Here is a 12,551-nt window from a genome sequence, read left to right on the forward strand (position 1 = left end):
GACGAGCTGACCGTAGCGGGTCGACGCCCCCGCGCGGATCAACCGGTGCGGTGGTTCCCGCGCGTGCCGCGCGGCGACCGTCTGCGGTGGGGCCTGCGGCCCCCGCCGGCCCGGGTGTGAGAAGGGAACCCTTCTCTACCGTAGGCGTTAACAAGGGGCCCTTCCTTTCACCGCAGGTGCAGGACGTCGCCCGCCGCCAGGGTGCGTGGGCCGGCCGGCGTGTCGACCAGCAGCCGGCCGTCGGCGTCCACGCCGGTCGCGGTGCCGGTCACCTCCTGCCCGCCGGGCAGTAGCACCCGCACCGACCGGCCGACCGTCGCGCAGGCCGCCACGTACGCCTCGCGCAGGCCGCTGGCCACCGCGTCGCCACCGGCGCAGCGCCAACGGTCGTACCAGTCGGCGACGGAGCGCAGCAGGGCGCGCAGCAGCGGGTCCCGGTCGGTGGCGGCGGCACCGGCGAGCTGGAGCGAGGTGGCCGGCAGGCCGGTCGGGTTCGCCGGCAGCTCGTCGGCGCGCAGGGTGACGTTGAGGCCGATGCCGAGGACGATCGCCGAGGGCTGCTCCAGCGTCGGGCCGGGCACCGCCTCGGCCAGGATGCCGGCGCACTTGGCGTCGCCGATCAGCAGGTCGTTGGGCCACTTGAGGGCGGCGTCCAGCTCGGCGAGCCGGGCCACCGCCTCGACGAGCGCGACGCCGGCGAGCAGCGGCAGCCAGCCGTACCCGGTGGCGGGGACCGCCGGCCAGCCGCGCTCCGCGACGGCCTCGCCGGGCCGCAGCAGCACGCTGGCCGCGATGCCGGCGCGGGCCGGCGACTGCCAGACCCGGTCGCGTCGCCCCCGACCTGCGGTCTGCCGCTCGGCGACCACCACGAGGCCCTCCGGCTCGCCGGACCGGGCCGCCTCCGCCACGTCCGCGTTGGTCGATCCGGTCTCGGCGCGCAGCTCCAGGCGGGCCCACGGGCCGTGCGGGGCGGTCAGCGCGCGGCGTAGCCGGGCCGCCGACAGCGGCGGGCGGTCCAGGTCGGTGTACGGCGAGCCGGGCATCCCGCCAGCCTACGGCCCGCGTGCCCACTGCGGCGGACGCCGCCCGCCCGACGGCCGGCGCCGCCGGCCGCGTCCGGTGGTAGCTTCCCGCTCGCTCGGCGGCGGGTGCTGGCCTCGCTCGGCGGCGGGTGGCGGCTTCGCTGGGTGGCGGGCCTGGTCCGGCGCGGTTACTGAGGCGTACTGCACACCGTCGGCCACCTGAACCATCGTTATATTCCGTGGGTGACCAACGAGACCGGGATCAACATCCACAGCACGGCGGGCAAGCTGGCGGACCTGGAGCGACGGGTCGACGAGGCGGTGCACGCCGGGTCGGCGCGCGCGGTCTCCAAGCAGCACGCCCGGGGTAAGAAGACGGCACGGGAGCGGATCGAGCTGCTGCTCGACGAGGGGTCCTTCGTCGAGCTGGACGAGTTCGCCCGGCACCGGTCTACCAACTTCGGCCTGGACCGCACCCGCCCGTACGGCGACGGGGTGATCACCGGCTACGGCACGGTCGACGGCCGGCAGGTCTGCGTCTTCGCGCAGGACTTCACGGTCTTCGGCGGCTCCCTCGGTGAGGTCTTCGGCGAGAAGATCGTCAAGGTGATGGACCTCGCCATGAAGATCGGCTGCCCGGTGATCGGCATCAACGACTCGGGCGGGGCCCGCATCCAGGAGGGCGTGGCGTCCCTCGGGCTCTACGGCGAGATCTTCTTCCGCAACGTGCGGGCCAGCGGCGTCATCCCGCAGGTCTCCCTGATCATGGGCCCGTGCGCGGGCGGCGCGGTCTACTCCCCGGCGGTCACCGACTTCACCGTGATGGTCGACCAGACCTCGCACATGTTCATCACCGGCCCCGACGTGATCAAGACGGTCACCGGCGAGGACGTGGGCATGGAGGAGCTGGGCGGGGCGCGCACCCACAACGCGCGCAGCGGCAACGCGCACTACCTCGGCGCGGACGAGGACGACGCGATCGAGTACGTCAAGGCGCTGCTGTCGTACCTGCCGTCGAACAACCTGGACGAGCCGCCGGTCGTCGACGCCCCGGCCGACCTGGCGGTGAGCGACGCCGACCGGGAGCTGGACACGCTGATCCCCGACTCGGCCAACCAGCCGTACGACATGCACCGGGTCGTCGAGCACGTCCTCGACGACGGGGAGTTCCTGGAGGTCCAACCGCTGTACGCGCAGAACATGGTGGTCGGCTTCGGCCGCGTCGAGGGCCGCCCGGTCGGCGTGGTGGCCAACCAGCCGATGCACTTCGCCGGCACCCTCGACATCGCCGCGTCGGAGAAGGCCGCCCGATTCGTGCGCACCTGCGACGCGTTCAACATCCCCGTGCTGACCTTCGTGGACGTCCCCGGTTTCCTGCCCGGCACCGGCCAGGAGTGGGACGGCATCATCCGCCGGGGCGCGAAGCTCATCTACGCGTACGCCGAGGCGACCGTCCCGAAGGTCACCGTGATCACCCGCAAGGCGTACGGCGGGGCGTACGACGTGATGGGCTCCAAGCACCTCGGCGCGGACCTGAACTTCGCCTGGCCGACCGCGCAGATCGCGGTGATGGGCGCGCAGGGCGCGGTGAACATCCTGTACCGGCAGGAGCTGACCGCCGCCGAGGACCCGGCCGCCGTGCGCGCCGAGAAGATCGCCGAGTACGAGGACACCCTCGCCAACCCGTACATCGCCGCCGAGCGGGGGTACGTCGACTCGGTGATCCCGCCGCACGAGACGCGTACCCAGATCGTCCGGGCGCTGCGGGTGCTGCGCACCAAGCGCGAGACGCTCCCGCCGAAGAAGCACGGCAACATCCCGCTCTAGATGCAAGGAAGGGCCCCCTGTTAACGCATTCTGCATAGCAGGGGCCCCTTCCAAACGCCCGGCCCGGAGAGGCGGCGGCCCGGAGAGGCGGCGGGGCAGCGCGGCGGCGGTCGTCAGCAGGCCGGGTTGGCGGCGAGGCACATCCGGCGGGCGGCCGTCCGGCCCAGGTCGAGCAGCTCGGCGTCACTCGTCCAACGGTCGCCCTCCGGCCCGTCGACGCCCAGCGCGCTCCCCGGCACGATCACGGTGACCAGGTCGCCGACCCTGACCAGCAGCTTGGTCTCCCTCGACGCCTTCCACTCAAGCGGCTTCGCCGTCGCCACCTCCACCGGCGTGGACCCGGTGTGGCGGAGCAGGACGGCCTGATCGCCGGCGAAGTCTCGCGCGACCGTCTGCCAGGTGTGCGTTACCGAGACGGTGACGGGTTGACCGGCACGGTGGAGCGGCGCCACCTCGCGCCAGCCGACGCAGGCCGTCACCATCTCGTTCAGGTCGAGAAACAGCCGGCTGGCTGCCCTCGGGGAGACGCGGTAGACGTCCTGGGTGAAGACCCACAGGCCGCCCGGCTGGTCCTGCTCCGGCGCGGCCCGCTGGAACAGCGTCTGCGACCGGGAGTAACGGGACACCGGCGTGTCCACCTCCAGCCCTTGTGCCCCGGCGCACGACTGGAGCAGCGGGTCGATCCGGATCGGCTCCTGGAGTCCCGAGTCGCCCAGCCGCACGTTGCTCGGCGCGCCCAGGTCGGCCCGGTCCAGCAGGGCCTCCTGTGGGATCTCGGCCCGGCCGGCCGGCTCCGCGCCGTCCGAGGAGAGCCGCTGGCCCGCCGGTGGCGCGAGGGGCCCGGCCCGCCCGCCGGCCGCCACGGCGAAGGCCGAGAGCACGGCCAGCACGGCGGTCGCCGCCGCCAGCGCCGTACGCCGGCTGCGGCGGCGGGCCCGGGCGCGGATCTCCGCCGGTTCGAGCCAGCGTACGTCCCGCAGGTCCCGCCGCATCCGTTCGACGAACGCCAGGTCGGCCAGGTGGTCCACGTCGTGGTCGTCACGCATCGGCGGCCTCCTCGAGGTCAGAGACGGCGAGCAGCCCGGCGAGCGCGGTGCGCCCCCGGGAGAGTCGGGCCTTCACGGTGCCGACCGGGGCGGCGGTCTCCCGCGCCACCTCGGTGACGGGCATGCCGAGCAGGTAGTACAGGGCGAGGGCGGTGCGCTGCTCCTCCGGGAGCTGACGCAGCGCGGCCACCACCGCGACGGTGTCGGTGCTCGGCGCGGGCGTGCTGTCGTCGACGCCGTGCCGCAGGTACGCCCGCGCGCGGCTGCGCAGGCTGCGCCACCGGCTGACCGCTATGCGGGAGGCGACGACACGGACCCAGGCCTCGGGGTCGTCGTAGCCGGCCACCGTGGACCAGCGTTGCCACGCCCGGATGTACGCCTCCTGCACGGCGTCCTGCGCCTCGGCGAGGTTGCCGGTGAGCGCGTAGACGAAGCCGAGCAGCCGTTGCCGGCTGCCCCGGTAGAACTCGTCGAACCCGTCGACTTCCGGCATTCGTTGTCTCCCCCGCGTCCTGTCGCAGGGGACACGCGCGGGACGGGTCGGTCGGTTGCCCGGGTCGGCCCACCGGTTCCCGGCGGCCCAGCGCCCGGTCGGCCCGCCCGTTCCCGGCGGCCCGCCGCCCCGGTCGACCCGCCCGTTACCGGCGGTGCGCCTCCCCCGGTCGGGTCGGGCCGTCAGACGGTCAGGCCGGCGTCGGTGAGGATCGGGCCGGCCAGCAGCGCCGCGCCGACGGCCAGCGCCAGCAGGTTCACCAGCGCGAACAGCGCGACCCAGAACAGGGGCGGGAACGGGGTGAGCCGGGCCAGTTGGTCGGCGTCGGACTCCGGCATCCGGCCCCGGGAGCGCAGCCGCTGGAGCTCGACGACGGGTCGTACGCCGCCGAGGAGCAGGAACCACACCGACGTCCAGGCGAAGGCGGCCTGGACGTCCGGCGAGGCGTACCAGGAGACGGCGAGCACCACCCCGCCGGTGGCCAGCAGCGACACCACGCCGAAGGCGTTGCGGACCATGACCAGCATGGCCAGCAGCAGCGCCACGGCGATCCAGAGCAGCAGGGTGATCCGGTTGCCGCCGAGCAGCCAGGCGCCGGCGAGGCCGACCAGCGACGGCGCGACGTAGCCGGCGAGCAGGGTGAGGATCATGCCGGGGCCGGTGGGGCGACCGGCGGAGAGGGTCAGCCCGGAGGTGTCCGAGTGCAGCCGGATGCCGTGCAGCCGGCGGCCGGTCAGCAGGGCGGCGAGGGCGTGTCCGCCCTCGTGGGCGATGGTGACGGCGTTGCGGGCGATCCGCCAGGGTAGCCGGGTGGCGACCACGGCCAGCGCCACCGCGGCGGTGACGACGACGAGGAGCGGCGGCGGGTCGGGCTGCGCGGAGAACAGCTTGTCCCAGAGCGTGCCCAGCTCGTCGATCGCCACCATGGGGCGCGAGCCTACCGGCCCCGGCCGGGTCCGGGTCGCACCGCGCGGCAGGGTGAAACTTTCCTTTGGACACCTTGTGATCTAGGGCAACTAGCTCCAAAGATGGATGTCAATCGAATGGCGTCCCTCTGGAGGAACCCATGATCCGTACCGGATTCACGCTGCGCCGACTGATCGCGGCGGGGATCACCGCCGTAGCGGCAGCGGCCACCGCCCTCGTCGCCACGACGGGCCCGGCGGCCGCCGCCACCACCGCCGGCGTCGACGTCTCCCACTACCAGGGGTCGATCAACTGGACGAGCGTCCGCAACGCGGGCATCGAGTTCGCGTTCATCAAGGCCACCGAGGGCACGAGCTACAAGGACCCGAACTTCAACGCCAACTACGTCAACTCCTACAACGCCGGCGTGATCCGGGGGGCGTACCACTTCGCCCGGCCGAACATCTCCTCCGGCGCCACCCAGGCCAACTACCTGGCCAGCAACGGCGGCGCGTGGTCGGCGGACAGCCGCACCCTGCCGGCCGCGCTGGACGTCGAGGCCAACCCGTACAGCGGCGGCACCTGCTACGGCCTCAGCACGTCGGGGATGCGAAGCTGGATCCAGGACTTCCTGAACACCTACCGGTCGCGCACCGGCCGGTACGCGGTCATCTACACCACCACGAGCTGGTGGAACCAGTGCACCGGCAGCTGGACCGGCCCGTGGGCGAACCACCCGCTGTGGCTCGCCCGCTGGTCGAGCACCCCCGGCACCCTGCCGGCCGGCGCGCCGGTCTGGAGCTTCTGGCAGTACACCGCGTCCGGCAGCGTCTCCGGCATCAGCGGCAACGTCGACCGCAACTACTGGAACGGCGACCGCAGCCGGCTCATCGCCCTGGCCAACAACACCTGATCCGCACGACTGGTCGCGGCACGCCCGTGGCGGTGGTCGGCGGCAGCGGGATCGACTGCGACCGTACGGTCGACGGTCGGTCCGGCTGCCGCCGGCTCGTCACTTCCCGGCGTTCACGATCGGCGCTCGCCTCCCGGCCGGGGTCTACACCCGGCGCGCGTCTACCAGGCGCGGGTTGACGGTTCGCGCCGGCATCGCGTCCTCCCGGGCCACCGTGGCCCGCCGCGTCAGGCGCCAGGCGGCCACCCCGGCGACGGCGGCCGCCACGACGCCCACCGTCACGAACAGCACCGGAAGGCCCGCGCTGACCAGCAGCAGCACCACGTCACCGAGCGCGACGAGCATCCACAGTGCCAGCCGGGGCCGCGCGTCCCTGCGTCGGTATCCCATGTCGCACCTCCTTGCGTCGTCCGGGATCAGATACCCCGTTCGATGCAAGGTCATGCGAGCGACCTTCACGGCGGCGGGAATCACCCGCTCAGCGGGCCGGGTCGGCCAATGGACCCGCCACGGCCGGGCGCTCAGTCCTTCCGGTCCGGCTCGAAGCCCTTGGCGATCCGGTCGAAGTCGGCCAGCCGCGCCTGCCAGTCCTTGTTGGCCACCTCCCAGCGGAAGGCGTACCCCCGGTTCTTGGCCGTGACGAAGCCCCGGTTGCGGACGTGGATGCGGGTGTTGTCGCGGGTTTCCAGCCACTCCCAGTCCGCGCACGTCTTGTAGTAGTCGCAGCGCTTGATGCTGAGATACTGGTAGTCGTTGACGTAGTTCTTCCGGGCCGGCTCCTTCGCCTTCCAGTCGGCGTAGGCGTCGTCCAGCGGGGTGCTCGTCCACTGCACCAGCAGCTCGCCCACCCCGTCGCGCTCGTCGAACACGATGGTGTTCTGCCCGACGCTGCGCCGCACCCAGCCCTTCGGCAGGGGCAGCGAGAAGCCCGCCGGGTCCTTGTGCAGGACCCAACCCTCGGGCAGAGCATTCGGGTCGACCGACGGGCTCGCCGACGGCGTCGGGCTGGGCGGCGCGGCGCTGCTGCTGGCCGGCGAGGACGGGGCGGCGGCCGACGGCGTCGCCGTGGACAGGCCCGCCTGCGGGTCGCCGGGCCCCGGGTCGTCGTCGCCGCCCCGGCCGAGCAGCGGCACCGCCACCAGCAGGCCGAGCAGCAGCACCGCGACGAGCGCGCCGACCAGCAGGCTGCGGCGGCGGCGCTCGGGCTTCGTACCCGAAACGACCGCGGCCCTGCCCGTCGACGAGGGTGCCGGGCCGGCGGCCGCCGGCAGCACCGACGTCGGCGTGCCCCGCCCGCGGGCCCGGTCGGCCCACTCGCGCGACGGACCGGCCTTCTCGCGCGGCGACCCGGTGTCCTCCGGCGGCCGGTCGGCCGGGGCGTCGGAGGCGTCGGCCTGGTCGCCGGAGGACCCGGCCCGCTCCACGGACGATGCCGGCGACGCGGACGACGCAGGCGACATGGGGGGCGATGCGGGCGACACGGGCACGGCGGGGCCCGGGTCGACCCGGGTGTCGTCGACCTGCCCGGCCGGGGCGGCGTTGACCCCGTCGACCGCGCCGCCGGTGTCCGTGACCTCGCCGGAACCGGCCTCGTCGGCCTCCTCGGCCGGTGGCTCCTCGCCCCCGTCGACCGACGCCCCCGCGACCCGGTCGGTGCCGGTCGCAGCGACCGGACCGGGAAGCTTCGCCGTCGCATCGGCCGCCCGCGCGCCGGTGTCCGCGACCTTCGCCGTCGGCGCGGCGTCCGTGCCCGACGCCGGCGGGTCGACCTTCGCCGTCGGCGCGGCGTCCACTCCGGGCGAGGGGACCTTCGCGGTCGGCGCGGCGTCCGTGCTCGGCGGGGAGACCTTCGCGGTCGCGTCGTCGCCGGCCACGCCGGACACCGCCGCGCCGCCCGCGACCAGGCCACCTCCGGGGGTACGCGGCGCAGGCGGCACGACCGGCCGGCTCGTGCGCTGCTCGGCGGGGCGCGGTGCGGGCACCACCGGCGGTCGCGGCTCGCGCGGCCCGTTGGGCCCCGGCCGGCGTACGCCGTCGAGCAGCGAGATCGTCCTGGAGCGCCGCCCGGCGGCCTTCCGCAGCAGCCGCTCGGCCACCTCGGCGTCGATCCGTTCGGCCGGATCCTTGCGGAGCAGCCCGTTGAGCACCGGCTTCAGCGGGCCGGCGTTCCTCGGCGGCGGCATCGGCTCGGTCGCCAGCGCCGCCAGGGTGGCGATCGCCGACGGCCGGGCGTACGGCGACTTGCCCTCCACCGCCGCGTAGAGCGTCGCGCCCAGCGACCAGAGGTCGGCCTCCGGCCCCGCCGTGCCGTCACGCGCCCGCTCCGGGGCAATGTACGCCGGGGAGCCCAGCACCATGCCGGTGCGCGTCACGTTCGGGTCGCCCGGGATCGTCGCCAGGCCGAAGTCGGTCAGCACCACCCGGCCGTCCGTGCCGAGCAGCACGTTGCCCGGCTTGACGTCCCGGTGCATCACGCCGGCCTTGTGCGCCGCGTTCAGCGCGCCCAGCACTCCCAGGCCGATCTCGACCGCCTTGGCCGGCGACACCGGCCCGTCCTCGGCGAGAGTGTCCTGAAGGGACTTCGACGCCACGTACTCCATGACGATCCACGGGTCGCCGTCGGTGCGCAGCACGTCGAAGATGCGCACCACGTTGACGTGGTTGAGCCGCGCGATCGCGCGGGCCTCCCGCAGCGAGCGCTCCCGCATCTCGCGGCGCTCCTCGGGGGTGAGGCTGGGCGGCGGGACCAGTTCCTTGATCGCCACGTCCCGGTGCAGCACCTCGTCGCGCGCCTTCCACACCCGACCCATGCCGCCCTGGCCGAGCGGCGAAAGGAGCCGGTACCGGTCGGCGACAAGTTGGGGAAGCGCGTTCGACATCGGTGGAGACGGTACCCGGCGGTTGCCCGCCGCACACCGCCGGCACGCCACTGTGCGACGAAGGTCAAGTTCGCGACGCGTACGCTGGAGGGCATGTCTGCCGATGAGTCGCTGTTCCGGGTGACCCGGGGCGTGCCGACCGCCGAGGAACTGGCCGCGCTGGTCGGCGTCATCGTCGCCCGGACCCGCCCCACCGCCGCCCCCGAGCCGGCCGTGCCGTCGGCCTGGGCCCGCAGCGGCCGCCCCCGTGGCGCGGCGCTCGCCGCCGGGCCGGGCGCCTGGCGCGCCTCCGGTCTGCCCCGCTGATCCTCCGGCCGCCCTGCCGCGCGCCCCGCCGCCGTCGGGGACTCCCGGAGGTCGTCGACACCGGTTAGCCTCACTCAGGGAAACGGTGTCGTGACGGGTCGGGAGGGCCGATGATCCCCGAGGAGGACCGCCCAGCGCCCTGGTTGAGCGGCTACGGCAGCATCGAGGCCGACATCCGCCAGATGCGCGAGTTCGCCGACAAGCTCCAGGCGGAGGTCGAACGGAACTACGCTCCGCACCTGTCGTACATCGCGGACGACATGAAGGCGCAGATCCCCAACCCCGCCGACGCCTTCGTCGAGCTGGTGCAGTTCCTCAAGGCGCACAACGAGACCCAGCAGGCCACCGCCACGATGGTCTGGTCCGTCGGCGGGGCCACCGGCCACCTGGCCGCCGCAGCCGGCCGGATCGCCACGCAGTACGCCGACTCCGACGCCTTCTCGGCCGCCCGCGTCTCCGACGTGGAACGGGCCCTCGCCAACCCCGGCGGGACCGGACAGGGCCGACCCAGGCCAGCGCTGCCCGATCCGACCGGCCCGGACAGCGGGCCGGGGCGGGCGGTGCTGCCATGATCGAGCGGGGCAGCGGCCGGACGTCCGGCCTCACCGACTGGCGACTGATGGACCTACTGAGCATGTGGGCCTGCATCCAGGACCACGACACCGCCGGGCACTGGAAACAGGTCGCCGGCTGGCGCAAGGTCTGCGACCTCGCGCAGGCACACCTGGGTCGGCTCAAGGAATACCGGCGCGGCCTCGCCGAGGCGTGGCCCCCGGCGACCAACGCCGCCGCCCGGGCGTACCTCGGCGAGTTGGACGACCTCATCGACAAGGTGCAGCGCACCCACGACGCGGCAGCCGCGAACTACGACGCCCTCGCCGCCGCCACCCGGGCGATCAGCAGCGCGCGCACCGAGCTGAAACCGCTGCACGACGAGTACGTGGAGAAACTCCAGCAGAAGCGGACGTACGAGGCGACCGCCGCCGACCCGAAGGCGGCGATGGGCGCCCGCGTGCCGGACAAGCCGGTGACCGACGCCGACCTGGAGCGCCTCAACGTCCAGGCCCGGAACCTGATGTACGGGTTAAGCGGCGAACTACAACAGGCCCAAGTAATGCTCCGCCAACCTCCGCCCTCACCCAAGACACCTCGACAGCCAGATAATCCTGACATTTATGTCGACAGCGCGCCCATTATTCCACCAGTAGTGCCAGTCCCCCTAACAGCCTCAAGGCCAGAAATAACCCACAAATCCATCAATAGAGCAGCCCTCTCATTTCCGACACCTCCAGGCATAGGCCCTGTGCTTGGTGGAACGACTTCCCCCTCGACCTTGAACAATCAAACCTTGCCTCAAGGAACATCGAATAAGCCAGCCAGTTCACCACATTCTGTTGGAGTACCGCCCACCCTCCCATCCGCCCCAGCCCCCCTTAGGTTCGACCCAACTAGAAGTGGACCCGGACAGTTCAGCGTTCCAGCTCGCCCGACCACCGGAGGAGCCGGCAGCAATCCGCCCACGAGCCCGAATCGCCCCCTACCCCCTAGCGGACTCATAGGGGGCATGCCGGGGGCGCATACCGGACAGTCCGGAGGAAGCTCCGCTTCTCGCAGAGTCAACCCTATCGGCGGTGTGATCGGAGGCGGCGGCGCTGGCACCACTCCGACAGGAGCAGCGGGCTCTAGGCCCGGAGGCGGTCGCGGCACTCAGATTGCAGGCATGCGTAGCCTGACCAACCCCGACAGCGGCACTCAACCCTTCGGAACTACACCTCGGCAGGAGGGCACCCGAAGAAGCCCCGAGGGAGATCGAGCCTGGGACCCCGATCACCCCTGGGAGACCAAGAATGGCGTTCGACCCGTCGTTAGACCGACAGATGATGATGGGCCAATAGATCCCGGTCCAGCTATCGGCCTTGATCGGTGAATCGCCACATGGCAGCCGGCTTAACACTGGCATTGGCAATGATTGGTGGCACAGCACCAGCCCTCACTGACAAGGCAGAGGCAGACGCCATCCCGGATGGAGTAAATCGGATCAGGAGTGATCAGTGGCACCTGCGCTTCCTGAAAGCCACCGAAGCCCATAAAATCACTCAGGGATCTGGAGTCATTGTCGCCGTTCCCGACACCGGAGTAGATCCCCATCCCGACCTTGAGCGAAACCTGTTACCCGGGACAGATATATCAAAAGACGGAGATGGCCGCGTAGACAACGACAGTCACGGTACGGCTATGGCTGGACTCATCGCAGCACACGGGCAGATAACAGGAGTTGGCGCCCTCGGCATCGCCCCGGAAGCCAAGATTCTCCCTATACGATCGAAGCAGATTGGCGGCAAGGGCGACACCGAGGACCTAGCCATCAGCATCGAATGGGCCAGCCGCCACGGCGCTGACGTAATCAGCATCTCCGCAGTTGCCGGCGCCAGCCAGCGACTTCAGCGGGCCATCCGAGCCGCGCTTCAAGCAGATATCGTTATTGTCGCCGCCGCCGGCAACAAGCCATTCGATATCGGCGTCGGCTATCCCGCTTCAGAGGAGGGCGTTCTAGCAGTAGGCGGCATTGACATGGCAGGGAATATTGCAGCGGTGTCGGTTGCAGGATCCGCCATCGACATTACCGCCCCAGCAGTAGACATTTACAGCACCAGCTATGAGGGGAAGTACTCCAAAGGGACGGGCACCTCCAGTGCCACTGCGATAGTCGCGGGGGCCGCTGCTCTTGTCCGGTCCAAGTACCCCGACCTGCCGGCCTCTGAGGTCGTCCACCGCCTCACCGCCACCGCCGTCGACAAGGGGCCGCCCGGTCGTGACGACGAGTACGGCTACGGCGTCGTCGACCTGGTCGCGGCGCTCACGGCAGACGTACCCCCGGTGGGTTTCGAGTCGGCGACGGCGGGTGCGCCGGGCGCGACCGGGCCGACCACGGCGGCGGTCGCGGAGCCGGCCGGCGGGGACGACGGCGGGGCGACGGCGCGTGGACTGGCCACGTTGGGGGTCATCGTGGCTGCTGCGGGAGCCTGGGCGCTGGTCGCGCGACGGCGGCGGTCGAGTGACGACCCGCCACCGCGGATGAGCCGCTGAGCCGTGAGCGGTGACGCCATGTCGGCGACATGGGGGTATCCCACCCGCGCTGATACCGCCATGTCGCCGACA

12 protein-coding genes are annotated in these 12,551 nt (G+C 72.2%); 5 read left to right on the forward strand and 7 right to left on the reverse strand.

Translation table 11 applies throughout. The annotated features are described in order from the left end of the window. Positions 1–167 precede the first annotated feature (167 nt). Positions 168–1,043, reverse strand: coding sequence for a biotin--[acetyl-CoA-carboxylase] ligase (locus HDA31_RS24740; RefSeq protein WP_178063370.1), 876 nt, complete (start codon positions 1,041–1,043; stop codon positions 168–170). A gap of 222 nt (positions 1,044–1,265) precedes the next feature. On the opposite strand from HDA31_RS24740, the gene HDA31_RS24745 reads away from it, so the two are divergent. Next, complete coding sequence (locus HDA31_RS24745; protein WP_178063369.1) at positions 1,266–2,849, forward strand: acyl-CoA carboxylase subunit beta; 1,584 nt, start codon at positions 1,266–1,268, stop codon at positions 2,847–2,849. Between the two features lie 113 nt (positions 2,850–2,962). On the opposite strand, the gene HDA31_RS24750 is transcribed toward HDA31_RS24745, so the two are convergent. The 3 genes from HDA31_RS24750 to HDA31_RS24760 all read right to left on the reverse strand — a co-directional run bounded on the left by HDA31_RS24750 (position 2,963) and on the right by HDA31_RS24760 (position 5,314). Further along, positions 2,963–3,895 (reverse strand): hypothetical protein, encoded by a 933-nt coding sequence (locus HDA31_RS24750; protein ID WP_178063368.1) that lies wholly within the window; start codon positions 3,893–3,895, stop codon positions 2,963–2,965. Then, a complete protein-coding gene (locus HDA31_RS24755) occupies positions 3,888–4,388 on the reverse strand; it encodes a SigE family RNA polymerase sigma factor (RefSeq protein ID WP_074476710.1) in 501 nt (166 codons plus the stop codon). The genes HDA31_RS24750 and HDA31_RS24755 overlap by 8 nt, the downstream gene beginning before the upstream one ends. A gap of 182 nt (positions 4,389–4,570) precedes the next feature. Beyond that, positions 4,571–5,314 carry a M50 family metallopeptidase gene (locus HDA31_RS24760; protein ID WP_074476711.1) on the reverse strand — a complete coding sequence of 248 codons (744 nt, stop codon included), beginning with the start codon at positions 5,312–5,314 and terminating at the stop codon, positions 4,571–4,573. A gap of 140 nt (positions 5,315–5,454) precedes the next feature. Here HDA31_RS24760 and HDA31_RS24765 point away from each other — a divergent pair, with 140 nt between their 5' ends. Beyond that, the gene (locus HDA31_RS24765; RefSeq protein WP_043961879.1) at positions 5,455–6,207 is read left to right on the forward strand and encodes a GH25 family lysozyme; all 753 of its coding nucleotides are present in this window, start codon (positions 5,455–5,457) and stop codon (positions 6,205–6,207) included. Between the two features lie 144 nt (positions 6,208–6,351). Here HDA31_RS24765 and HDA31_RS24770 read toward each other — a convergent pair whose 3' ends face one another. Together HDA31_RS24770 and HDA31_RS24775 are read right to left on the reverse strand one after the other, a co-directional pair. Next, the gene (locus HDA31_RS24770; RefSeq protein WP_178063367.1) at positions 6,352–6,597 is read right to left on the reverse strand and encodes a hypothetical protein; all 246 of its coding nucleotides are present in this window, start codon (positions 6,595–6,597) and stop codon (positions 6,352–6,354) included. A gap of 131 nt (positions 6,598–6,728) precedes the next feature. Then, a complete protein-coding gene (locus tag HDA31_RS24775; RefSeq protein ID WP_178063366.1) occupies positions 6,729–9,086 on the reverse strand; it encodes a serine/threonine protein kinase in 2,358 nt (785 codons plus the stop codon). 93 nt (positions 9,087–9,179) lie between these two features. On the opposite strand from HDA31_RS24775, the gene HDA31_RS24780 reads away from it, so the two are divergent. Beyond that, a complete protein-coding gene (locus HDA31_RS24780; RefSeq protein ID WP_178063365.1) occupies positions 9,180–9,392 on the forward strand; it encodes an acyl-CoA carboxylase subunit epsilon in 213 nt (70 codons plus the stop codon). Between the two features lie 110 nt (positions 9,393–9,502). Further along, entirely contained in the window at positions 9,503–9,964 is a 462-nt protein-coding gene (locus HDA31_RS24785; RefSeq protein WP_178063364.1) for a hypothetical protein, read from the forward strand. 292 nt (positions 9,965–10,256) lie between these two features. Here the strand turns inward: HDA31_RS24785 and HDA31_RS33195 are convergent, their stop codons facing one another. Further along, complete coding sequence (locus HDA31_RS33195; RefSeq protein ID WP_178063363.1) at positions 10,257–10,415, reverse strand: hypothetical protein; 159 nt, start codon at positions 10,413–10,415, stop codon at positions 10,257–10,259. Between the two features lie 942 nt (positions 10,416–11,357). On the opposite strand from HDA31_RS33195, the gene mycP reads away from it, so the two are divergent. Continuing rightward, the gene (mycP, locus tag HDA31_RS24795; protein WP_178063362.1) at positions 11,358–12,479 is read left to right on the forward strand and encodes a type VII secretion-associated serine protease mycosin; all 1,122 of its coding nucleotides are present in this window, start codon (positions 11,358–11,360) and stop codon (positions 12,477–12,479) included. The last annotated feature ends 72 nt before the right edge of the window (positions 12,480–12,551 follow it).

This window comes from Micromonospora carbonacea (assembly GCF_014205165.1).
Lineage (GTDB): Bacteria > Actinomycetota > Actinomycetes > Mycobacteriales > Micromonosporaceae > Micromonospora > Micromonospora carbonacea.